Origin of the sequence: Brumicola pallidula DSM 14239 = ACAM 615 (assembly GCF_000428905.1) — a bacterium.
GTDB lineage: Bacteria > Pseudomonadota > Gammaproteobacteria > Enterobacterales > Alteromonadaceae > Glaciecola > Glaciecola pallidula.
Window position 1 is genome coordinate 230,039 of the sequence record NZ_AUAV01000008.1, and the last position, 22,482, is coordinate 252,520.

Sequence of the window (22,482 nt, forward strand, 5' to 3'; positions counted from 1 at the left end):
CGTTGAATAGTTAAGCTGTTTGACTGGCACACAAACGCAATAACTTAGGCATGACATTGATATGTTGAATGCTTGCGATGTCTTTAATATCACGTTGAATGAGCGTATTTGTAAAGTCTTTATACCATGACATTCTTCTGCTTGCCCTTTTTCGATTCAGTGCTGAGGGATACCCACCGGCTGCGATTAATTCGGTTAATTTTTTGCCTAGTTTAGAGTAACCCGTGGCAGTCAGCTTATGATCCAGCTCATATGAAAATAAGCTATTTTGTAGCACATGTAATATGCAGTATGTTATTTGCTGACCTTTGTTCAAATGACACACTGGAAAAAGATATGTTTGTCGCATTTACATGACTAAAAGTCATCCGGAGCTGTGCTTATCAAAATCAACAGAAATTCGCCATGCCCCTGCGGAAGCGGCAAGAAATACAAAAAATGTTGCTTACTAACGCAAAGTAATGAGCGAAGCAGTTTAGCGAGTGAGGTGAACGAGGAGCTGTCGGCGTTTCTGTCTCAGTTTGAGGGTGAGTCACTGGAACAATTACAGTCACTTACTGACCAGTTTATGCACGCAAAAAACGACGAGCCTATTGATGATTTCTTAGGTCTATCGTCAGAGCACGTGCATCAGTTACTACACCCTTTATCACAAGATGGTCAACATCAAGGCTCTTGGTATCGTATTCAAGACCAATTAGCATCTGAGCCTTCAGCGCCAATATTGATGCTGGTAAATGCTATCGCAGCGGCTATTGGTGCAACTCAAGGCAAAGGATTAAAGGCTACTGCTAAAGGCAACTTACCGCAAAAATTCTGTCAAACAGCTTTTTTGGAGTATCGTGAAGAATACCTTGAATCAAGCATTTATCGGTATCTAAAGGTTAACAAAGAAGATGACTTTTTTGATTTGCAAGTAGCGCGAATAGTCTTGCAATTAGCAGGCTTGATTAGAAAAACCAAAGGCCACTTTTTCTTAACGCAAAAGTACAAAAAATTGACGGTAAATAGCGATAAAAGGCGACTATTTCCTGTTTTGTTTTTCACCTATTGTTTTGAGTTTAATTGGGCCTATGGTGACCAATATGGCGACATGTCATTCATTCAACAGTCCTCGTTGTTTTCTTTATACATGCTTCATTCAATGGGCCATGTGAAACAAGCTCAAAGTGTTTATATAAACGCTTTTTTAAAAGCGTTCCCGATGGTATTAAACGAGGTTGAATATGAATACTCATATACAACGGTGGAAGAGCAGGCGCAAAGTTGCTATTCCAGCAGAGTGCTGAAGGGCTTTTTTTGGTTCATGGGCTTAGTTAGCCTTGAAGACCTCGAAGGCGCAGATCAATGGGAAAGTGACCAGTTGATTAAAAAGCTACCGCTGTTTGATGAGCTTGTAAAGTTCATGCCTCTTCAACGCTAAGGGCTTATTTTTCATTTGAAAGTGTAATCTTAGAAAATTAGTGTGAGGTTAATTCCTATATAGTGAAAAAGGGTTAAGTCTACCAAAGGTTAATGTAATGATTAACCTTTGGTAGACTTAACCCTTTTTCACATGTACATTAATCCTAAGCTCTACTAATTAAGATGAATGTGAAGAAAACAGAACTTGCCACTAAATTACACAAGCTGCAAAAATATACAAAGCACTCTCTTGTAACGATTGCTCAATTCAGGATGTTGTTTCCTGAGTATCAAGATAGTGTGCTCAAGGTTAGGCTCAGTCAATTAACTACATCTGGCGTATTGGAAAAAATTTGCCGAGGAGTATGGTCTTTCCCAGAAAGTGAATATTACGCTACAACCGACTTACGATATTTGCCACACCTTCTGCGCCGAACTGACATAAACTATATCAGTTTAGAGTCGGTGTTAAGTAAACATAGTGTTATTAGTCAGCAAATGTTTGATTACTTGACTGTTATGACAACGGGTCGCAGCGGTACTTTTCAAACGCCAATGGGAACGTTGGAGCTGGTGCATACCAAAAAACAGCCTCTGTTATTATTGGCGGATACTGCTGCTGTTGAAAATGTACCCATTAGGGAAGCGTTGATAGAGCGTGCTTATAAAGATCTTAAAAAAGTGGGTCGTAATCTTGATTTAATCGATATGGGCGAATTACAAGAAGCTATTAATGGGCAATCTACCCGCCTGCATACTATTAATAGAGACGTTAAAACTTTAATGGATAACGAAGTATGATTAATATAAAAGACCTTACTACATTAATTTGCCAGTCGGACCCGCAGCTATCATCACTTAAAACGACGGTTGAAAAAGAGTTATTGCATTACGAAATTATGATGACGATGGCTGAAAATGGTTTTCTTAAGCAACTCACTTTTCAAGGTGGAACCTGCTTACGAATGATGTATGGCTCAAATCGATTGTCTGAAGATTTAGATTTTGCCGGTGGGCATGAGTTTGATTTTACGCAGTTAGAAAACTTGAGAGATTGCCTGCACAGTGAATTAAGTAATAAGCACAATCTAAAAATCAATATATCTCAACCTGATTTAGATAAATTAAATCAGCAGCAAAATGTGAAGGTCGGTCGCTGGAAGGTATCTATTGAAACAGCACCTGAGGATAAAAGCGCACCTTGGCAAAAGATAAGATTAGAAATTGCGACCGTTCCCGCCCATAGCGCAAACCTTCGACCAATGGTCAAAGCATACCCACAATTGCCCGATGGCTATCAAACTGTTTTGGTTAATTGTGAATCATTAGCAGAAATTGCGGCAGATAAATACGTTGCACTGGCGTTAAGGAAAACGATAAAAGCAAGAGATGTGTGGGACTTAGCTTGGTTATATCAACAACGCGTAGAAGCATCGCCGCAGCTAGTCATGCAGAAGTTTAGCGATTACCAAAGCGATAACGGTATAGAGCGATTAAGTGCGAGACTTAGTGAAGTGCCACAGTATATCGAATCTGGATATTTTGTGACAGAAATGGAGCGGTTTTTACTTGCATCGGTGGCGCAAACCAGCATCAGGCAAAAAGGATTTAATGACTACGTAAAAGAAACAGTGGTAAGGCAAGGGCAAAAGCTCTTCGCGGCATTTAGTAATGCTGATAGTTCACCGTTCAAAATGTAGTTAGTTTCTATGGCTTAATGATTGAATAGCGTAAACGTATTTTTCGAATTATTACGGATACTTTTGTGTTGTCGGCTTTAATTTTTCATGGTCTGTCAAAATGAACAGTATACCCATTGCATGCGATTGCATAGAGTTGCATTAAGTTGCAATATTTAAGGGGTACTAAGTGGGGTACCTTTTTTTAATAAAACTCAAATAGTCAATAAAACAATGTTCTAAGTCGAGTATGGGCTGCATGATGTAATTGCATGCGCTTGCTTCACTACCTTTCAATGAGGCTTCATCACTACTATTTTGACTCCTGTCGTATATCTACGAGTAGTGTCTTTACAATGGATCCAATGTCAACAGCACTCTTCTTTGTCTCAATGAACTGGGTGGAGAACGATGTATTGCCCCTTTACCGTCATTTTTTGGCCAAGCGTCCCCTTTCAGCAATAGAACATCGCCTTGTTTTGCGCTCAGTATTGTAAGCTCATCTACCTCTTGGGAGGGCATTTTTGATCGATTTAAAGATACAAGGTCATCATCAGCATTTGGCAACCACTGAGTACCTTTACCCATATAAGTGCAAATGAGTCGGCCGCTAATTTTATCTGTATGAAATTTGGGGCACATTGCATGGTCGAGGGTTGTTAATCTTAAGCCCACAGACTTGCAATCAAATATGCAGCACATCATATCTGACAATAAGTGCACGTCTTCTAGGAAGGCATGTTTGTATTGTGAGTCAGGTAATAGATTATTAAGTATAGAAAAGACTTCTTCAGGAGACATTGCCCGGACTATTTTTATTTGATGTTCAGCGAGTAATGTCGCGTACTCATGTACAGGATGAGAAAGCTTGCGTTGCCATCCGCACACATTAATATGCTCACTAAAGAAATGGGTAAAGATATCATGGTGATACGACATGTAAGTGGTTGAATTTAGTTCGAGTTGAGCGGAAATCATCCTTTAATCTCCCGCCCGTCTATTTCCCATATTGGAAATGGGTCTGGCAAATCCCGCCAAACCTTTTGACCTTCCAACATTTCTGCTTGGGTCAATAAACATTCATCAAGCGCTTTTTGGATTTGCGATTGGTCCAAACCTTGACCAATAAAAACCAGTTCTTGGCGCATATCACCGAAGGGTTCCTCCCATTGTGAACGGATTGCTTCAAACGAGGGTGTATCCTCCGGCCAATCTGATTTGGGTATTGCTTTCCAAAAAAGCCCGGCAGCACCATATCTAGCCATACCGCCGGCTTGACTCCATTGTCCTGCAATCATTGGTCTGCTAGCTAGCCAAAAGAAGCCCTTGGAGCGAATAAGCTTACCTGTCGGCCATTCTTGATGTAGGAACTCAAAAAATTTATTAGGATGAAAGGGGCGCCTAGCTCGGTATACAAAGCTACTGATGCCAAACTCTTCAGTTTCTGGTATGTGTTCGCCGCGTAGTTCTTTTAACCACCCAGGGGACTGTTGTGCCTTCTCATAGCTAAATAACTGTGTGTTCAATACTTCGTCTAAGGCGATATTTCCATTTGAAATTGGGACAATTTTCGCATCAGGGTTGAGTGAGAATAAAGTTGCCTTTACCTCGTTCAATTGCTGAGTGGAGATCAGATCAGTTTTACTGATCAAAATGACGTTACAAAACTCGATTTGGTCAATAAGCAGGTCGGCGACACTGCGTTCATCGTCCTCGCCTAGAGATTCTTGAGTGTCGCAAAGATCTTTGGCTTCTTGAAAGTCGCTTAAAAAATTTGCGCCGTCTACCACAGTAACAAGCGTATCGAGCCTAGCCACCTTTGCCAAATTGTTACCGTCTTCATCTTCAAACGTGAATGTTTCGGCCACGGGCAGGGGTTCAGAGATACCAGTAGATTCTATCAACAAATAATCAAATCGGTTTTGTGCGGCTAGATCATTGATTTCTAATAATAGGTCTTCTCTGAGAGTGCAACAAATGCACCCATTACTCATCTCGATGAGCTTTTCATCTGTGTGCCTAAGGCTTACTTCATTGTTGATGTGAGCAGCATCTATATTAACCTCGCTCATATCATTTACGATCACCGCAACGCGGATATCTTGCCGATTATTGAGTATGGCGTTAAGCACCGTAGTTTTGCCTGCGCCTAGATATCCTGACAGCAAGGTTACCGGTAAGCGATTGTCATCGATAGATGTGTGCATAGTTTCGTTCATATATGTTCCAGTTGATAAAATTCGTTGCGAATTAGGCCCAATTAGGCCCAAATAGGTCAGTAGTCCATTCGTCTAGGCAGTGCTTTCACGCTTTACTAGGTTTAGACTAAGAAAATGCGCTGCGATAAGGCAAGTCGAACCTAGCATTGTCAGCCAAACTTCATTCACACCATGGTGAAATTGTGCAGCAATGATTGTGATAAAACCGGCACTAGCCAGTATGAGTAGCCATTGATTTCGCGTAGCCAGCCAACGCTTCGGTACACTGCTTAGCGCAATTATAAGCACCGGAAGTAACAGCAGTTTATGTATCCATTCTGCTTCTAAGGCGCCTAAAAAAACATTTGTTCCCATAATCAAAATGAGTAGTGGCGTTAGCAAACAATGACAAAGGCACAAGGAAGAGAAAAAAATACCGAGTTTGTCTTTCATAAATAAGCGTATTCTTATGTTGATTGAATTAATGTTATAATATAACATTACGTTTAAAAGTAATGCAACACAAGATTATTCAAAACACAAAGTCCTTGATGCTTTTAGAAAAGGCCCACTATAGGGATAAAGAAGGATGACATGAGTAAGAAAATAATTAAGCGATTAACTGGCGCTTTAATGGTGACAGTTATAGTGTTTCACGCCAGTATTTTAAACGCGGGGCCACATGTGCATGGTGAGGCAGAGCTTACCATCGCTATGGAAAATACAAGCTTACAAATACAACTACTTGCCCCAGCTGCCGATATTGTCGGATTTGAACATCAAGCTAAGACACCTCAAGAGCTCAAAAGCATGGCTGGTGCAAAAAAAGCGTTATCACAGGTAGCGCAATTGTTTGTCATAACAGGTGCGCGGTGTGAGTTATCCGAAGTAACCATTGATATGAAAGACTTGGTGGATGCAAAGCGTGACACTCATGCACATCATCATGATCATCTACTCAACAATATTACGGCTAATTATGAATATAAATGCTACAGCTTAGATGAATTATCGACAATAGAAGTAAACGCTTTTGATTTGTTTCCTGCCTTATTGCGAATTAATAGCATGTGGATTACCGAGCGTTCTCAAGGCAGTCAAGTATTGTCAAAAACGACTAGGCAAATACGCATCGACTAAATAAACTAAGTAAATTAGTACCGGTGGAATAAAAGAATATGCATAGCTTAACGAGCGAATTAATTATACGGAGACGGAAATGGTATCAAGAAGATCGTTTAATAAAGGTTTAGTGGCTTTAGCTCTGACTGGGCTTTCACGGCATATCTTTGCTGGAGAATCAGGTTTTACTAGCCAACTTCTTTCAAAAAATCTAGCTTACGGCGAATTAGTCAGTGACCCAAACGGTATACTTGATTTACCAAAAGGCTTTTCATATGAGGTTATATCAGCCTTTGGAGAAACGATGTCAGACGGTCTTAAAGTACCTGACCGTGCCGACGGGATGGGCTGCTTCCCCTTAGATAACGACAAAGTGGTGCTAGTGCGTAACCATGAACTGTCGCCATCAAACCTCGTATTAGATAATGTAGCTAATGCAAATAATATTGCGCTCGACCTTGCGTACGATATTAATTCCCAACAGCAGGCTTTACCTGGCGGCACTAGTAATCTCATTTACAACCTAAAAACAAAACGCTTAGAGCGTCAGTTTATGTCGCTTATTGGTACGATCAGAAACTGCTCAGGTGGCATTACGCCATGGAATAGCTGGTTAACGTGTGAAGAGTCTGTGTTAAAGGCTTCTGATGAAATTGGACAGGATCACGGCTATGTGTTCGAAGTCCCTGCAAATGCCAGTTCCTTAATAAAAGCAGCGCCTATTGTAGACATGGGTCGCTTCAATCACGAAGCAGCAAGTGTTGATCCTAACACTAACATCGTCTACCTAACGGAGGATCGTAATGACAGCTTGTTTTATCGATTTATCCCAAAAACACCCAAAAATTTACTTGCCGGGGGCCGTTTGCAGGCCCTGGTGGTAATACAAAATGACAAATTTGATACTCGTAATTGGGATTCCGTGGCTATGCAAATGGACAAAAGCTATGCTGTTAAATGGATTGACTTAACTAACGTACAAAGCCCTGAAGATGATTTACGACAGCAAGGTTATGCAAAAGGCGCGGCTTTGTTTGCAAGAGGAGAGGGCATACATTGGGCCACGGATGAACTGTATTTTTGTTGTACAAATGGCGGCGAAAAACAACTTGGTCAAATTATGAAATATATTCCCTCTAAATTCGAAGGTAAGCCTGAGGAAGCAAATCACCCCGGTCAGCTAAGTCTGTTTGTTGAAAGCCCTGATAAGCTTACCTTCAACTATGGGGACAACATATGTGTAGCGCCAAATAATCATTTGATCGTATGTGAGGATCAATATTCTGATAGGGTCAACAACAAATTAAAGGGCATTACACCCGATGGCGGTATTTATGACTTTGCCCGGGTACGTTGGCAAACAGAACCCGCTGGCGCGTGCTTCTCGCCTGATGGCAGCGTGCTATTTGTTAATCTGTATTCGCCTACTCGAACGCTTTCTATCACAGGACCTTGGCAGAATTTTCGTACTTGAGGGGCTTAGTTCGCTTTAATATGCATGTTGTCCAAAATCATCAGCTTGGCCTGTAAACTGTTCGATGCTGATTAAATCAAACTGATACGCTGATGTCCCTAATACATCTTCGTACAAACTTTGTTTTAACACCCCGATAACCGTATAGGCAATGTTAATATCGGGTATTTTCATTGGGCTGTTGACCCGTACAAAAATCATCTGATTGGGCGGCGGAGGGGGATAGTGAATGCATGCGCCAAAATAAGGTACTAAAAAAAAACTGGTCAACAGTTGTTCACTGCCAAGTTCAAGCGGTACTATGAATCCTGATACAGCACTTTGCTTCCCTAGCAAAGCTTCTACGACATTTGTTGAAAACATCGCGTCGCGATATGTTTCGTCGGTGCTAGCATTTATTGACAGTAAAATTTGTTCTGCGAAGTTCATTGCTATCGGTTGTTGGTACTTCTCTATTATTTGTCGTTCTGTAACTGGCATTAGTTGTTCCCACGAAAGGTGAGTTGCGTCTTGTTGCTTATATTTAACAAGTAACGATTCATTAGAAGTCACATACACATAGTTAAAAGAAGGTATTATAGCCGACAGTTTATCTGCTAGGGGCACTCTGAAATGCCAAGTAAGCAAGGCTACAGACCACGTTAGGCAACAAGCGATGGTGAATTTGTTCATTTTTATAAGCACGTTATTACAATACCAATAAAGAACATTGAACTCTTTGCTTGTGCTCAACTATGTGTAGAAGTGATTTTCTAACCTTCATAAGGACTTATGCCTTCGAGTCGCAAACTATAAGCTGCCTTACCTAATAAGTTGTCTATTGTTTCAATTTTAATTTGTCCTTCAAACCAAAATGCGTCTTGCAAACTATTTAAGCGTATTTTTTTATCTGTTTTGACATGAAGTATTTGATTAGGTGGGGGCGGCGGCAAGTGCATACATGCACCAAAATAAGGAACAATAAAGAATTCACTAATGTTCTGTTTTTCATCAGACACCAAAGGCACAATAAATCCTGGAATACGAATACGCTTATTATTAAAATCTTCGATTATACGAGTCGAGTCGAGTGCCTGAAGGTATCTGGCTGAGCGTGGATCGTTGTTATCACCTGTAAGCAGCATGTCTAAAGAATCAAGGCGTGAGCCCTCGTCTATTTCATCTAAAAACGCGGGGGGGGTTAACAATGCCTTAGAGCAAAATAAGGCAGCAAAAATAATCACTAGCATTGTTGCGCGTAAAAAATAAGAAACTTGTATCATATGTATATTTATAGTCTATCTAGCAATACCTTTAAACATGTTATAACATAACATAAATTGAATGTGAAAAGATATCCCTTCGTTTATGAATTTAACAAGCGACACAAATAAGGATCAGCAAAACGAACTTGCAATTAAAGTAGAAAACATGAGTTATAAGTATGATAAAACTCGGATTAAACCCGACTTATTTATTGCTGATTGGCAAGTTTATGCAGGGCAGCATGTTTTTTTAAAAGGTGAGTCGGGCTCAGGTAAAACCACACTTCTGAATCTACTAGCGGGTGTACTAGTGCCTGACAGCCGTGAAATTACCTTGCTTGGAGAACCATTTTCGCAGTTAAGTCCACAAAAAATAGATGCCTTCAGAGCTAAGCATATCGGAGTTGTATACCAACAGTTTAATCTTATTCCTTTTGTTTCAGTACTTAAAAACGTGCAGCTTGCCGCTCATTTTGGAGGCACTTGTGCTGACCAAGTGGAGCAAACACTTGCTGACTTGCTGCCTAAACTCGCTTTGTCAACCGACTGTCTTGGGCAAGCGGCGGGTCAATTAAGTGTGGGTCAGCAACAGCGAGTGGCGATCGCCAGAGCATTGATTAATCACCCCGATATACTCTTAGTTGACGAGCCAACTTCTGCCTTAGATTCCGCAGCCCGTGACGCGTTTATGCAGGTGTTACTGGTCTTATGTAATAAATTTAACACAACACTATTGTTCGTAAGCCACGATCCGCATTTACAGGCGTTTTTTACAGATAGGGTAAATATCGCCGAATTAAATATCGCACAAGGAGACGTAATATGATGCTTTCCTTTGCTTGGGACAGTATTAAAAATAGACGAAAATCGGTTGTCTTGACGTTTATTTCCTTAGTAATAAGTATCAGTGTACTTATGAGCGTGGAGCACATAAGAGTGCAAGCAAAAGAGAGCTTTAATCGAACCGTTTCTGATGTCGACTTAATTGTGGGTGCCCCTAGTGGACAGTTAAATCTTCTTTTATATTCTGTTTTTCGCATGGGAAGCCCAACAAGTAATATTAGTTGGCAAAGCTTTACAACCTTGAACGAGCTTGAACAAGTCAAGTGGGCCATTCCTATCTCGCTTGGTGATTCACATCGTGGATATCGAGTGTTAGGAACCTCTAGCGCGTATTTCGAGCATTTTAAGTACGGTAATCAGCAACCACTAGTCCTCTCTTCAGGACACGCATTTACCACTACCTTCGAAACCGTCATTGGTGCTGACGTGGCAAAGCGCCTAAATTATGTTGTCGGTAGTAAAATAATAATCGCACACGGCATTGCTGCAGTGAGCTTTAAAAATCATGACCAAAGCCCGTTTGTGGTAAGTGGTATTTTGGCACCAACAGGCACACCGGTTGATAAAACCGTGCATGTCACCTTGGCAGGAATTGAGGCTATTCATTTGCCATCCGCGCAACTTAAGGCATTTATAAGCCAACAATCATCCACTGGAGCACTTAGGACGCTAACGCCCTCTTCGGTTTCTGCTGTAATGCTGGGCTTAGAATCCAAGATGAGTGTTTTTACACTGCAGAGGAGCATCAATAATTACCAAACAGATCGTCTTATGGCTATTATGCCGGGTGTTGCTTTAGCCGAGCTGTGGCAGTTAATGAGTATGGTAGAAAATATATTAATTATCATCAGTATTTTGATTTTAGTATCTTCGTTGATTGGACTCGCCGTAATGTTGTTGTCATCGATGCGAGAGCGGCGTAGAGAAATTGCTATTTTGAGAGTTATTGGAGCAAGCCCTAGGGTTTTGTTTTCACTAATTATGACCGAGGCTTTATTGTTGGTAGGGGCGTCCATAGTCATCTCCTTAGTTTTGCTCAATCTAAGCTTCTTCCTACTGGGTGGGTGGTTGGCAGCAAGTTACGGCTTGTTTATAGATGCGAACATATACACCCTTAACACTCTTATATTGTCTGTAGTGGTGTTAGCGTGTGCGGGACTAATTACCTTATTCCCTGCTATTGATGCATATAGAACCGCATTGCACAGCAGTTTGTCATCAACTATGTAATGACTACCTTGGAGAAAATCAGTCAGGCTGATGTCGATGTCGAAAAACTGCTACCATGGAACGTCGCTAAGCTCTAAGTAGTATTGCCGAACGCTTATAAATAATCTAAAATAATACCGTGAAAATTTAAGAGAGTTAATTTATTGTTTTTTAGTCGTTTTAAATACTTTTTTATATTATTTTTTGTCATTAATATTCCAACGTATAGCAATGAATCCCGTTCAGAGTTTATTAACGAATATTCTGTTGAGATGCTAACAGAGAAAGATGGTTTTGTTTCTTCTAAAATATATTCTATTATTCAGGATAATCAAGGTTTGCTTTGGTTTGGCACTGCTGAAAATGGCATTATGCGCTATGATGGCCGAAAGGTAACCCTCTTTGAATTTGATCGTATGAGTTCAAACGGTTTGACCCATAATGATGCTGGCAATCTCATGTTAGACCGTAAGGGAAGAATATGGGTTGGTACTTGGGGGGGAGGTGCTAATCTTTATGAACCCAAAACAGGAAAATTTCAGCACTTTATTAATGATCCTCTGCGCACTGATTCTCTCTCATCTAACCGAATACAATCTTTATTTCATGACCAAGAAGGTTCCATTTGGTTAGGTTCATATGACAAGGGTTTAAATCGATACCTCGGTGACAACAGCTTTGCGCATATTGATGAGGAGACATCTGGTTTATCGCATAATAGGATCTGGGATATTGAAGACAACGATAATGATAGCCTTTGGATTGCAACTAGCTTTGGCTTAAATCTTTATGATAAAAACAAGCAGACCTTTTCTCATTTTTTGCCTGCTCCAGACAATCCCACACCGACAGACGCAAACCAAATTAGAAGTATTTTAAAGACTTCAAAAAATAAGCTTTATGTGGGCACACAACAAGGTCCATTCATATTTGATAAACAAACAAGCCTTTTTACGCAATTAAAAACTTTTGATGATCAATATCTAGGTCAAGTGAACTCTATGATTGAGGATCAGGAAGGCCACATTTGGTTTGTCTCCAGCAAAGGCTTGTTTCGACAATCGAACTCAGGTTCTCAAATTGAACAGTTTGACCTTGAGCATAATCATGGCCTGAGGATAGTTTTCGAAGATAACTCGAGAACAATTTGGGTTACTAGCGAAACTCACGGTATATATAAAATAGTGCCGCACCGAAAATTCAAGTCGATTAATAGTCCTGCATTGACAGTGCCAAATGGTATTGCAGTTGATGCCAATGGTGATTTATTAATTGTATCTTCATCATCTCAATTATATAAGTGGCATGTAACATCACAGAAACTAGAAATATTATCTACCCCAATTTTTAGTGATGAAAACGGGTTTGGAGAAAATCAGTTATTAGAAAAGCCAGTTATATTTGCAGATGGTCAGAATATTTTATGGGTTGCGCAAGATGATGGCCTAGCTAAATTTAATTTAAAAACTAAGCAGGTTGAGTTAGTAGAATACCCTAAATCTGATCCAAACTATATGGAGTTTAGAGAGGTACGAGCGCTTAACACCGATCAATATGGAAACCTTTGGATCGGTACTTATAAAAATGGCGTGTATCGCTACGATCCGTTGACTAAAACCTTTACTCACTTAGACGATTCTTTCGGCTTATCTCATCCAGAAGTGTTAAAAATATTTAAAGACAGCGAACAAAATATTTGGGTTGGTACTGGATATGGTTTAAACCTTTGGGAGGAAGAAAACCAACGATTTATTTTTTTTACAAGTGATAATAATCAAATAGATAGTTTATTGGGCAACATCGTTCAGGATATTCATCAAGCAAGGAATGGAGAAATTTGGATTGCCACTCAAAAGGGACTTAACTTATATCTCCCTAAAACAAAAACGTTTAAACCTTTTGGCAGAAGAAATGGATTACCTACTTCTTTAATCCGCGGGATTGCAGATGACAAGAATGGTAATTTATGGCTGACGACAAATAAGGGAATTTCAAAGCTAAACCCATTGTCGGGAGAAGTGACTAATTTTGACAGTTATAATGGCCTATTAGGTTTAAACTATTATGCCAATAGCTTGATAACAGGTGGCAATGAAACACTTTTCACTAGTAGTCCAAGAGGCATTGAATTCTTTAATACGTCAAATGTTGAAACAAATAATAGCGAGTTCAATGTTGTTTTAACGGGGTTTAATAAAATGGGGCAGTCAGTAAAACTTGAGCGGCCTTATTCTTATGTCACTGACATTCAATTGTCTTATATTGACTACTTTTTTTCTTTTGAATTCTCGGTATTAGATTTTATTGCTCCTCGCAAGAACCAATATGCTTATAAGCTAGAAGGCTATGATGATAATTGGATTAATATTGGTAATCAAAATGTTGTTTCTTTTACTAATTTAGATGGTGGCTCATATAAATTTATGGTTAAAGCGACCAACAGTAGTGGTAAATGGGGAGAAAAATTACTGTCAATTAACTTGACTGTATTACCAAGTCCCTGGAAAACATGGTGGGCATATAGCTTGTATGTGTCAGTTGGTATAGCGATTATATTTACTTTTATTTATTTTAGAACACGTTTGCAACAGACAGAAATATCAAGGCAGAAGCAATTTGTTTTAGCGCTTGAAGAGCAAGTTGCACAGAAAACAATCTCATTAAACACCCAAGCTAGTGATTTAATGGCAGCAAATAAACAATTGGAGGCGCTAACCTACAAGGATGGGTTAACAGGGCTATATAACCGCCGTTATTTTGATAAAAAACTGATGATAGAAATAAACAGACACGACCGTCAGAAGCAGCCATTATCTCTTATTCTTGGTGACATTGACCATTTTAAACTATTTAATGATTTTTATGGGCATCAGCAAGGTGATAGTTGCCTAAAACAAGTGGCTCAATGTATTTCTAACAGTGCGGCGCGAATGACAGATGCAAATTGTCGCTACGGTGGCGAGGAGTTTGCTATTATCCTACCAAATACATCGATCGAACAATCAACTACTATTGCTGAACGTTTATGCTTGGCAATAGAAAATATGCAAATCCCTCATGAAGAATCTGAAACTAGTTCATTTGTCACTTTTACTCTTGGGGTTGTGACTATTCCAGCAGGAGAAAAAACATCTGTTGATTCAATTATTTTGAGTGCCGATGAGGCCTTATATATTGGTAAGTCAAATGGGCGGAATCGGGTAATACGAGCTGATTAGCACCTGACTACTCAAACTTAACCTTATCAACAAGCTTAATCATTTCGTTAATGTTATTCAAGGCAGGGTAATCAGCAACGGACTGTTGCTAATGATGCAGTCGCAGTAATTACACAAAGTGATGAGCCATAATTCAGCCGATTACGTATAATTTTGATACAAAAATTTTGCATAAAAACAGCTCATTCATGAAAAAATCGACAAATTTAATTGCCTCATTTGCACTGTTCACCGTGATAACCTTGGTCATTTATATTGCATTCAAGCTTGTTGCTGCTGGTTATTATATTACAGCACTGATACCTATTACCTTGTTGTTAGTTGGTTTAATTATTGGTATTTGGTACATTGTTAAACAAGAGTAATCTGTGTCGTTTTTATTAGTCGTTATTACAACACTAGAAGCGGCGATCTCTTTAGCAAGCACAAAATTATAGCGTCTCTCTTGGATAGTCCTCTTGGGCTTGCAATAAAAATCAGGGTTCATTGACTATAGTGGTAATGCAATCGCAGATATAGCGCCCCCAAATAGTGAATACGCTGTTCAGCCCCAGATACAGATCTTTCAAATCAGTTTAGTTGCGATAAACTTTAATAAAACAAGTGCATATTGAATAGTTCAAGCTTATGATTTAATTTACATATACTATAAAGAAATCTGATTAAAAAGTCCTCACTATAATAGTAGGAAAATTTCACCTTAAATAAGGATAGTGCTATGAGTCCCTTTGAAGTCGCAACAGAGTTTTTTCATTCCTGTGAAAGTTTAAAAGGCTGGGCTGGTTGCCAACAATTTGTGGCCAGTGGTGCTGAATTTTCTGCTCAATGTGAACCTTTGACAGAGGTGACTACCGTCGAAGGCTATTGTGAGTGGATGGCAGGTTTAGGTGGAGGCCCTTTAAAGGGTTGTTACTATGAACTACATTCTAGTGCCTACGATGAATCAACATCGACAGCGCTCCTTTTTGGAACGTTTCACGGCACCCATGTAGGTGACGGTGGACCAATACCAGCAACGAATAAAACAACGGCTAGTGATTATGTGTATTCGATAACAATGGACCAGCAAAATAAAGTGTCGCGAATGACAAAAATATGGAATGCGCCTTGGGCTCTTGGCGAGCTGGGTTGGGTTTAATGCTGACTGTCCATTAACTATATTACTTCGCCACTATCATGAATTATCATGTTGAGAATAGTGATGGCGAGCAGGCCATCACTATTTATGCCAAAAGCAGATGACGCCAACAAACGCTTTAGACCAATTTTGCTCCCTCAGCCAAAGCCGATAATTTTGCGTAAGCAATATCGGGCGTAACTGCACCAAATCCAGCAAAGGTACCAAAACCGCAATCGGAACCGGCAATGACTCTTTCTCGTCCAACTATATCCACGAATTTTTGAATACGTTGAGCGACTAATCGCGGATGCTCAACAAAATTGCTGGTACTGTCTATTACTCCAGGGATCAAAATTTTGGAATCGGGGATATCTTGTTTTCTTTGTGCGAAAACTTCCCATTCATGGCCATGGCGTGGGTTTGCTGTTTCGAATAGGAGTTGTGCTGCGTCAACAGACATTAGTGTATCGAACATTTTTTGCATAGAAATATCACACACATGTGGGCCCTCATAGTTCCCCCAACAGATGTGAATTCGCACGCGTTCTTTGGGTAAATCTGCAATCGCATAATTAAGTGCCTCAACGTGAGTATTTGCAATTTTAATAAACGCTTCATCACTTAGGTCTTGAAACAGCATATGTCGTGATAGTGCTAGATCTGGGCAGTCTAATTGCAGGTCGAAACCAGCATCTATAATTGCCCGATACTCGGCTTTCATAACTTCAGACAGTGCTTCAATATATTTTTCCCTAGAGGAATAATATTGATTTGGAAGAAAGAGTGCTATAACGCCCGGAGATGCCGCATTCATAAATGCTTTTTTTGCTCGCTGTTTGTTAACCGCTAAGCGCAAATTATCTAAATCATGTTGCAGGTCAGCGGTTTCTTTGCTTTTTATTTCTCCAGTACAAAATGGCCGAGCATATGTCGGTGTGCCACCAGAACGAGACAATTTTTCAAGAAAATCCGGGAATAACTTTAAATCTGCTGGTGCGTTTCGAGGACTATCACCGGAGAAGCCTGTATATCGATCTTTCACATAGGTCGCATATGAGATCTTTGACGTTTCACCATCAGATACAATATCAATACCGGATTGCAGTTGTTTTTGAACGACAGTCGATACGGCATACGTCATCTCACTTTCAAATTTTTCTAGGTCATATGTTTGCTCATTCTCTCTCGCAAAAATAAAATCGACGGTTGATTGCGAGCGTGGCAATGAACCAACATGGGTAGTTAAAATGGGTTTATGCATAGTACTTTTCGTTTCAACTTATATATGCTGGGTAATATAGTCTAGTTTAGGAGGAGAAAAAAGGCAGGATCTCAAAAGTATAAATTTTGCTATTAAAAAAATCTAATTAAAGTGACATAAGACCCTAATGTCGATAATACTAACCATGTATTTTATTTTTTGACCTCATTAGTTATTTAATACGTAAATTATCTTAGCTTTATTTTAAATTAGGTTTAATAGATGAGAGCCATTATTTTCGGCGGAATAGGCACAATAGCAAACACTTCATATCTTCAAAGGAAGGCATTTAATACCGCGTTTGAGCAATTGTCTATTGCATGGCACTGGGGTGAAGAGGAATATCGTCGCTTAATTGTTGAGACCGGGGGTGAATCTCGCATCGGTCAATATAATGAAAAGTATGGCGGCTTACCTAAAGGCATTTTGCCGCAACAAGTCCATGAATTAAAATCAAACTTATTCCACAACTTTATGAATAATTCAAAATTGCCGCTGCGTCAAGGTGTAAAGTGGGTGATTGATCATGCTAAGTTTAACAATATAAAATTAGCTTTTGCGACTACGACTAGTCGAAAGAATATTGATATTTTATTAAGTTCAACCGGGCTAGACCCATCTATATTCGATATTATAAGTAACCGAGCATTAGTTGACGCACCTAAACCGGAGCCTGAGGTCTACCAATACTGTCTGAACAAATTGAATGTCGGAGCCAACAATAGTGTGGCAATAGAGGACGCTAGTTCTGGTGTTGAAGCAGCAGTAAGCGCGGGTATAAAATGTGTTGCGTTTCCGAACGAGTTCACCGCTAATCATAACTACTTAGACGCGATAGAAAAGACCGGTGATTTAAGAGAGTCAGCTTACCTAAGTGCGTTCTTTACATCTCAGGAAGGACTCATCAAAAATTAGTACTTATAGTGTCTGTTTTTTTATAGTTTGTTGGTCAGTTGGCAAATGAAGAGATTAATTACACTTTTCTCTTCAATTACCAACGCTCGCCTTGCTCAGCTTTTAAGCGGTGGGTTGCTTAAATACATGACTAGTTGAGAAGTTTTTATTAAATGCCAGTATGTCACAGACAGTCGTGTCGACTGTGATCTTACTGTTTTCAATTTTTAATAAGGTAATAAAAGGCAGTCTAATTTTATTTTCACCTTCATCACCATCTAAAAACCACTTTATTGCAACATCCTGACCCTCGATTGCAATATCCTCTATCTGTGTAAACATTCGAGTCAGTGTATTTATTTTTGATAATACGAATTCAAACAATCGCTCTCTTTTTTGTGGGTGTTTGTCGCCAGGCAAATTAATAACTGCGTCATCGTTATAAAGTGTGTTTATATTGGCTAATTGCTTTTGACTCCAAATAGCCCACCACTGATCAAGGATTTCTACATTTTGTGCTTGCTTACTAATTAAGTTAGATGGCCATGCAATATTATTTTGTAGATTATCTTGCTGATCGTAATCAGATATAACTAACGGGTCTGTAGAAGGTAAGTTATCACTTACTTTTTCTGGGCTATCTTGATTTAAAGCCGCTAACTGAACAGTATCGACTATTGCTAGAACTGATTTAACCATTAGTTGGTTGGTTTCCAACCAAAAAACGTAATTAATAGTTCCATTTTTATTTGTTGGCTCAAACGTCAAGTACACAACATAGTGGTTGTTCTGCTTGATAGTTTGATGTGCTAGTACGGTACATTTACCGGTCAAAGCAAACCAATTACCGAGGATCATGTTTAGCTTTTCTGAGCCGTAAAATTTTGCGTTATGTTGTCCCCAATAAGCACTATGCAGCATCTTAGAGTTTAGGTCAGCTAAATCACCTTTAGTAAATGCGTTAATAATTGAATCTAGCATTATTGCGCTCCGGTATTATGGTTGGTGCGATTGAAGTCTCTAATAAGATTGGCATAAGCGGCCACTTCATCAAATACGGTCCATTCTTCGCTAATTTTTCCGTCAACTAAGCGTAAATGGGACGCACCTAATATGAAAAACTCTTGTCCTCGATACATGGACAATCTTTTGTCTTTTGAAGAAAAAGACCCGGTTAAAGACCACCGGATCGCAATATCAATAACATCTTTTTCCTGATCGAAGGGAACAGTGCATACATGATCACAGGTAACCTGTGCTTCTGGACAAGCTGCCAACCACTGAATAATGGTTCCTATAATACCTGGTATGCCGACTGCTTGGCGTCCACCAGGCCATTGTAGCTTTGCATTCAAGTGATAAAAGGTATTTGCTTTACCAAAGTTTTTTTGATTAAACAGGGTATCTAGCCATCTGTTACTAAATTCAACAGCCGCTTTGTCAATGGGCGCTTTCCATTGATGTTCACTTGGCTCTTGCGCTTTCACTCTGGATATCTCAGCTTGCCGCCAGTTTTCAAATTTTGGATGTGCCGGAATTTTAGCGAAATGCTCACTCGCATCCAACACATCAATGCCTAATTGTTTGACCAAAAAGCTGTTATCGCGCACTAACCATTCATATACAATTTTGTTTTCAACACAAATACAATCTGCAATAGTAGTAACACGTCCAGTTTTGTGTGTTGCATCGCCAAATTCTGATGGGCCTTTGTTAGTCATAATACTGGTAATTCTATGCGAAGAGTAATATCCCTCATTAGGACCAAGATCCCGCCAAATTACGTTTTCACCAATTAGCGATCGATCGGGAAAAGCGCTGATGGTTTGCAATGTTCCAGTGACTACGCTTGATACGGCGTCTGCATAAGCACCTAGGGTATGCACTGGGCAGTACTCTGCGTAATAGTCGTTACACAAGCCCACATTTTTTTGTTCCCAAATCCGATGAGTAATGCGCACAATGTAGTCAACAATATCGATAAATTCATCGTCAAAACCTCTCAGCAATTGGCTTTTGGGATTGCTTGGGTTTAATAATTCAGGCAGATTTTTCCAATACAGTTGTGTGACCTCACCTTGTGGCAAATGCATAACGTTATTCGTTGGTACCGTTTTATGATTCATGATTTATTACCGTATTTACAAAATTACTGCTTACTCAAACCAAGTCAAGTTAGCCTATTAGCGATTAAACGCTGGTTTTCATTAAAGCGAAAATATCTAATCCCATTTGTTTGCACATATGAATAATGTCAATTCCTACCCAGTTTTCCTTTAACAAATCGCCTTCGCGTCGCCATATATCAATGACTCGTAATTCAAGTGTTTTGTTTGTTGGAGGCAATCCTAACCAGCCGCCTACCGAGTGAGTTCCATGCATATGCGGCCAACCTCCGGTTGCGACATAGTTGCCTTTTTTTACAACGCACGCTTTATGGTCTACTAATCGGTCAGGAAAGCTAAATACAAAGGGTCCTTGATGACGCTCGCGAAAACTTTTAATACCTTTAGTTGTGCCAATACCAGCAGGGCCATACCACATGAAGTCCGGATGCCAATAGTTTTCTAACTGCATACTCAGCAGTGATTTGCCGTCAAACTTACTAAGTTCCTCTAGCATGTTTAAAACCAGTTGCTCCGATCCATCAGCCTGCAACTCATTGACTTCCACAGGCGATAATCCATCCATCGTGGTTGGTGGTAGAATTTGACCGCAGTGACCTAGACTTTTGCGTAATGGATAAATACCTGCTTGATGCATGACATCTAAAAAATCAAAAATAATAAAATACTCAGATATTTTGTTATTGTTTATTTTGACCAATTCAGTGAAACGCAAATATAGAAGATTACCGGTGGCAGGGATCCCAAGAAAATCATTAACGAAAATGCCGCTAAAATAACCCGTTGCAGCAATCCACTGATCGCTTTCGTAATCGCTATCAAACTCGATAAACGCTTTACGCTCTAAGTGCTCGAACGCGCTTTTAAATTGCAGCCAATAGTCGCTTTGAATTGCTTTTACGCCGACTATTTGATTAATTGGATACGATACATTGAGCACAGCATCTTCAGCTACGATTGCATTGAGCGACTTATCTGTTTGTAAACAGTTGTAAAAATTATCAATAATTGAACTCATGTTATACCTTACACCATATATTGAAATGACCACAAAAACACGACGGTCAGAATAAAGAAAGCGAACAACCAGTAGTTAATGCGGTCAACTTTACCTGGTACGCGATACCAACCATTCTCTTTTTCATCTAAGCCTTCGCGAGCAAATTTTAATTTTTGTCCCTTTACCGTGTACTCAGACAATTCAGTTTGTTTGCCGTCAATAGCTCTACTAGCAATCAACGTGGCTACTATGTTTACGGTAGCGCCAATCAGGCAGTACCACGGCCAAGCAATGTCGGTACCTAAGGCGACTGCAGCCACCACAACGAAGCTGGTGAACGTGCCCACTAACAAGCCATTTTCAGTTGCTTGTTTAAAGAAAAAGCCCAAAGTAAACATACCTAGTTGGGCGCCAACAAAATAAGACCCTACCTTACTAAGTACCTCTAGTATCGAGCCTGAGCTATAGATGTGGTACATAATGGCAGGGAAAATAATTAAAACCGCCCAGAACAAGGTAAATAGGCGAGTTACCTTTAAATAATGCGAATTTGTTTCATTTTTTCTAAAATATTTTTTATAAAAATCGATAGTCGAAATAGTTGAAAGGGAATTAAACGCTGAGTCGAGGCTCGACATAGAAGCTGCCATTACCGCTGCCGCGATTATTCCCATTAGTCCTGGCATGCCGTATTCAGCAGCGAACTGCAAAATAATAGTATTCTCGTTTTCGAAAGTGCGACCTTGATAGTAGTTGTAAAATAAGACGCCTAAGACAATGAAAAACAGATAAATAAAGAAAGCGGCAAAGCCCATCAGCAAATAGGATTTTTTAGCATCCCCTATATTTTTAGCCGCTAGGGTTCGCTGTACCATCATCTGATTCGTGCCATATACCGTTGTATGGTAGAGCGACATAGCTATGATCCCGCTCCAAACGGTGGTAGTAGCAGTAAAGTCAAAGTCAAAGTTTAAGGGGTCCAGTTTGCCTTGTTCTTTTAATTGCCCTAGTGACTCCATTACCGATACACTACTCTCTTGCACCAGCACGTAAAATATAATACCGGCACCAGCAAATAAGATGAAAGACTGAATAACGTCAGTCCATATAACCGCGGTTATGCCGCCCATCACTGTGTAAATAAGTGCAATAACCGTGATGATGACTATTGCCGATATAACATCTATGCCAGTAATAAAACTAAGTACAACAGAGGTTGCATATAAAACAGCGGCTGAGGACATTGTTTGTGAAACTAACCAGATTGAGGAAATTAACGCTCTGGCCCGTTTGCCAAATCGCTTTTCTTGATATTCATAAATAGACGCTACGCCGGCATTATAAAAGAAGGGGAAAAAGAAAATAATAACGGCCATGATGACCAGCGGATAATTAAGATGTATGGCAATCACGCTTATACCCTCTTTATAGGCCCATGCAGGGGCGCCCAAGAAGGTCATAGCACTTACATAAGTGGCAACAACAGAAATACCAATTGCCCACCAAGGTGTATTTTTTTGTCCTATATAAAAGTCTTGATCAGTTTTTATCTTTTTCCCAATTACTAAACCCAACAGTATGTTAGCAACAACATATACGATGAGTATACTCCAGTTAAGGACGCCGAATTCAGTCATATTAAGGCCTCTATGTGTATTTTTTTAAGTTTTTATTTACATTTCATTTGTAT

The 22,482-nt window shown here is 39.7% G+C and carries 22 protein-coding genes and 1 pseudogene; 12 read left to right on the forward strand and 11 right to left on the reverse strand.

Translation table 11 applies throughout. From position 1 onward, the window contains the following. Positions 1-10: 10 nt before the first annotated feature. Positions 11-349, reverse strand: coding sequence for a hypothetical protein (locus G399_RS21165; protein ID WP_052006390.1), 339 nt, complete (start codon positions 347-349; stop codon positions 11-13). A gap of 27 nt (positions 350-376) precedes the next feature. Between G399_RS21165 and G399_RS22895 the strand changes: the two are divergent. The 4 genes and pseudogenes from G399_RS22895 to G399_RS0102650 all read left to right on the forward strand — a co-directional run. Further along, a pseudogene (locus G399_RS22895) lies at positions 377-448 on the forward strand (SEC-C metal-binding domain-containing protein); the annotation flags it as partial. Between the two features lie 39 nt (positions 449-487). Beyond that, positions 488-1,423 carry a hypothetical protein gene (locus G399_RS21170; protein ID WP_006009389.1) on the forward strand — a complete coding sequence of 312 codons (936 nt, stop codon included), beginning with the start codon at positions 488-490 and terminating at the stop codon, positions 1,421-1,423. A 170-nt stretch (positions 1,424-1,593) separates the two neighbouring features. Continuing rightward, a complete protein-coding gene (gene abiEi / locus G399_RS20015) occupies positions 1,594-2,205 on the forward strand; it encodes a type IV toxin-antitoxin system AbiEi family antitoxin (RefSeq protein ID WP_148277351.1) in 612 nt (203 codons plus the stop codon). Beyond that, on the forward strand, positions 2,202-3,104 hold the full coding sequence (locus tag G399_RS0102650; protein ID WP_006009391.1) for a nucleotidyl transferase AbiEii/AbiGii toxin family protein: 903 nt from the start codon (positions 2,202-2,204) through the stop codon (positions 3,102-3,104). Before abiEi ends, G399_RS0102650 begins: the two co-directional genes overlap by 4 nt. Before the next feature lie 330 nt (positions 3,105-3,434). Here the strand turns inward: G399_RS0102650 and G399_RS0102655 are convergent, their stop codons facing one another. The 3 genes from G399_RS0102655 to G399_RS20020 form a co-directional block, all read right to left on the reverse strand. Next, the gene (locus G399_RS0102655) at positions 3,435-4,061 is read right to left on the reverse strand and encodes a DUF1826 domain-containing protein (protein ID WP_006009392.1); all 627 of its coding nucleotides are present in this window, start codon (positions 4,059-4,061) and stop codon (positions 3,435-3,437) included. After that, on the reverse strand, positions 4,058-5,302 hold the full coding sequence (gene zigA, locus G399_RS0102660; RefSeq protein WP_006009393.1) for a zinc metallochaperone GTPase ZigA: 1,245 nt from the start codon (positions 5,300-5,302) through the stop codon (positions 4,058-4,060). Before zigA ends, G399_RS0102655 begins: the two co-directional genes overlap by 4 nt. 72 nt (positions 5,303-5,374) lie before the next feature. Beyond that, a complete protein-coding gene (locus G399_RS20020) occupies positions 5,375-5,734 on the reverse strand; it encodes a MerC domain-containing protein (RefSeq protein ID WP_006009395.1) in 360 nt (119 codons plus the stop codon). Between the two features lie 141 nt (positions 5,735-5,875). Here G399_RS20020 and G399_RS0102670 point away from each other — a divergent pair, with 141 nt between their 5' ends. Next, the gene (locus G399_RS0102670; protein WP_006009397.1) at positions 5,876-6,421 is read left to right on the forward strand and encodes a ZrgA family zinc uptake protein; all 546 of its coding nucleotides are present in this window, start codon (positions 5,876-5,878) and stop codon (positions 6,419-6,421) included. Between the two features lie 79 nt (positions 6,422-6,500). Further along, positions 6,501-7,877, forward strand: coding sequence for an alkaline phosphatase PhoX (locus G399_RS0102675; RefSeq protein ID WP_006009399.1), 1,377 nt, complete (start codon positions 6,501-6,503; stop codon positions 7,875-7,877). Between the two features lie 15 nt (positions 7,878-7,892). Here the strand turns inward: G399_RS0102675 and G399_RS20025 are convergent, their stop codons facing one another. Both G399_RS20025 and G399_RS0102685 read right to left on the reverse strand, forming a co-directional pair. Further along, on the reverse strand, positions 7,893-8,549 hold the full coding sequence (locus G399_RS20025; protein ID WP_006009401.1) for a DUF3299 domain-containing protein: 657 nt from the start codon (positions 8,547-8,549) through the stop codon (positions 7,893-7,895). Positions 8,550-8,629: 80 nt separating this feature from the next. Then, the gene (locus G399_RS0102685; protein WP_226988917.1) at positions 8,630-9,106 is read right to left on the reverse strand and encodes a DUF3299 domain-containing protein; all 477 of its coding nucleotides are present in this window, start codon (positions 9,104-9,106) and stop codon (positions 8,630-8,632) included. A 118-nt stretch (positions 9,107-9,224) separates the two neighbouring features. Between G399_RS0102685 and G399_RS0102690 the strand changes: the two genes are divergently transcribed. The 5 genes from G399_RS0102690 to G399_RS0102710 all read left to right on the forward strand — a co-directional run bounded on the left by G399_RS0102690 (position 9,225) and on the right by G399_RS0102710 (position 15,529). Beyond that, on the forward strand, positions 9,225-9,947 hold the full coding sequence (locus tag G399_RS0102690) for an ABC transporter ATP-binding protein (protein ID WP_006009403.1): 723 nt from the start codon (positions 9,225-9,227) through the stop codon (positions 9,945-9,947). After that, complete coding sequence (locus G399_RS0102695) at positions 9,944-11,194, forward strand: ABC transporter permease (protein ID WP_006009404.1); 1,251 nt, start codon at positions 9,944-9,946, stop codon at positions 11,192-11,194. Before G399_RS0102690 ends, G399_RS0102695 begins: the two co-directional genes overlap by 4 nt. Positions 11,195-11,337: 143 nt before the next feature. Further along, positions 11,338-14,391, forward strand: a complete 3,054-nt coding sequence (locus tag G399_RS20030) for a ligand-binding sensor domain-containing diguanylate cyclase (protein ID WP_006009405.1) — start codon at positions 11,338-11,340, stop codon at positions 14,389-14,391. Between the two features lie 188 nt (positions 14,392-14,579). Beyond that, positions 14,580-14,756 (forward strand): hypothetical protein, encoded by a 177-nt coding sequence (locus G399_RS22220; RefSeq protein ID WP_006009406.1) that lies wholly within the window; start codon positions 14,580-14,582, stop codon positions 14,754-14,756. A gap of 353 nt (positions 14,757-15,109) precedes the next feature. Then, positions 15,110-15,529 carry a hypothetical protein gene (locus G399_RS0102710; RefSeq protein WP_006009407.1) on the forward strand — a complete coding sequence of 140 codons (420 nt, stop codon included), beginning with the start codon at positions 15,110-15,112 and terminating at the stop codon, positions 15,527-15,529. 118 nt (positions 15,530-15,647) lie between these two features. Here the strand turns inward: G399_RS0102710 and G399_RS0102715 are convergent, their stop codons facing one another. Further along, positions 15,648-16,772 (reverse strand): cobalamin-independent methionine synthase II family protein, encoded by a 1,125-nt coding sequence (locus G399_RS0102715; protein WP_006009408.1) that lies wholly within the window; start codon positions 16,770-16,772, stop codon positions 15,648-15,650. Between the two features lie 222 nt (positions 16,773-16,994). Between G399_RS0102715 and G399_RS0102720 the strand changes: the two genes are divergently transcribed. Then, positions 16,995-17,687, forward strand: a complete 693-nt coding sequence (locus G399_RS0102720; protein WP_006009410.1) for an HAD family hydrolase — start codon at positions 16,995-16,997, stop codon at positions 17,685-17,687. Between the two features lie 102 nt (positions 17,688-17,789). Here the strand turns inward: G399_RS0102720 and G399_RS0102725 are convergent, their stop codons facing one another. The 4 genes from G399_RS0102725 to G399_RS0102740 form a co-directional block, all read right to left on the reverse strand. Then, a complete protein-coding gene (locus G399_RS0102725; protein ID WP_006009412.1) occupies positions 17,790-18,647 on the reverse strand; it encodes a nuclear transport factor 2 family protein in 858 nt (285 codons plus the stop codon). Further along, positions 18,647-19,792: an ester cyclase gene (locus G399_RS0102730; RefSeq protein WP_226988918.1), complete on the reverse strand. Its 1,146-nt coding sequence runs from the start codon at positions 19,790-19,792 to the stop codon at positions 18,647-18,649. The genes G399_RS0102725 and G399_RS0102730 overlap by 1 nt, the downstream gene beginning before the upstream one ends. 64 nt (positions 19,793-19,856) lie before the next feature. After that, positions 19,857-20,810: an ester cyclase gene (locus G399_RS0102735; protein ID WP_006009415.1), complete on the reverse strand. Its 954-nt coding sequence runs from the start codon at positions 20,808-20,810 to the stop codon at positions 19,857-19,859. An 8-nt stretch (positions 20,811-20,818) separates the two neighbouring features. Continuing rightward, positions 20,819-22,429 (reverse strand): sodium:solute symporter family protein, encoded by a 1,611-nt coding sequence (locus tag G399_RS0102740; protein ID WP_006009417.1) that lies wholly within the window; start codon positions 22,427-22,429, stop codon positions 20,819-20,821. Positions 22,430-22,482: the final 53 nt, after the last annotated feature.

Coding starts and splice junctions, on each gene's coding strand:
- G399_RS0102740 (WP_006009417.1), bottom strand. CDS start 22,429: ATGACTGAATTCGGCGTCCTTAACTGGAGTATACTCATCGTATATGTT.
- G399_RS0102690 (WP_006009403.1), top strand. CDS start 9,225: ATGAATTTAACAAGCGACACAAATAAGGATCAGCAAAACGAACTTGCA.
- G399_RS21165 (WP_052006390.1), bottom strand. CDS start 349: ATGCGACAAACATATCTTTTTCCAGTGTGTCATTTGAACAAAGGTCAG.
- G399_RS0102655 (WP_006009392.1), bottom strand. CDS start 4,061: ATGATTTCCGCTCAACTCGAACTAAATTCAACCACTTACATGTCGTAT.
- G399_RS0102695 (WP_006009404.1), top strand. CDS start 9,944: ATGATGCTTTCCTTTGCTTGGGACAGTATTAAAAATAGACGAAAATCG.
- G399_RS20020 (WP_006009395.1), bottom strand. CDS start 5,734: ATGAAAGACAAACTCGGTATTTTTTTCTCTTCCTTGTGCCTTTGTCAT.
- G399_RS0102685 (WP_226988917.1), bottom strand. CDS start 9,106: ATGCTAGTGATTATTTTTGCTGCCTTATTTTGCTCTAAGGCATTGTTA.
- G399_RS0102675 (WP_006009399.1), top strand. CDS start 6,501: ATGGTATCAAGAAGATCGTTTAATAAAGGTTTAGTGGCTTTAGCTCTG.
- G399_RS0102670 (WP_006009397.1), top strand. CDS start 5,876: ATGAGTAAGAAAATAATTAAGCGATTAACTGGCGCTTTAATGGTGACA.
- G399_RS22220 (WP_006009406.1), top strand. CDS start 14,580: ATGAAAAAATCGACAAATTTAATTGCCTCATTTGCACTGTTCACCGTG.
- zigA (WP_006009393.1), bottom strand. CDS start 5,302: ATGAACGAAACTATGCACACATCTATCGATGACAATCGCTTACCGGTA.
- G399_RS0102725 (WP_006009412.1), bottom strand. CDS start 18,647: ATGCTAGATTCAATTATTAACGCATTTACTAAAGGTGATTTAGCTGAC.
- G399_RS0102710 (WP_006009407.1), top strand. CDS start 15,110: ATGAGTCCCTTTGAAGTCGCAACAGAGTTTTTTCATTCCTGTGAAAGT.
- G399_RS0102650 (WP_006009391.1), top strand. CDS start 2,202: ATGATTAATATAAAAGACCTTACTACATTAATTTGCCAGTCGGACCCG.
- G399_RS0102730 (WP_226988918.1), bottom strand. CDS start 19,792: ATGAATCATAAAACGGTACCAACGAATAACGTTATGCATTTGCCACAA.
- G399_RS0102715 (WP_006009408.1), bottom strand. CDS start 16,772: ATGCATAAACCCATTTTAACTACCCATGTTGGTTCATTGCCACGCTCG.
- G399_RS0102735 (WP_006009415.1), bottom strand. CDS start 20,810: ATGAGTTCAATTATTGATAATTTTTACAACTGTTTACAAACAGATAAG.
- G399_RS0102720 (WP_006009410.1), top strand. CDS start 16,995: ATGAGAGCCATTATTTTCGGCGGAATAGGCACAATAGCAAACACTTCA.
- G399_RS20025 (WP_006009401.1), bottom strand. CDS start 8,549: ATGAACAAATTCACCATCGCTTGTTGCCTAACGTGGTCTGTAGCCTTG.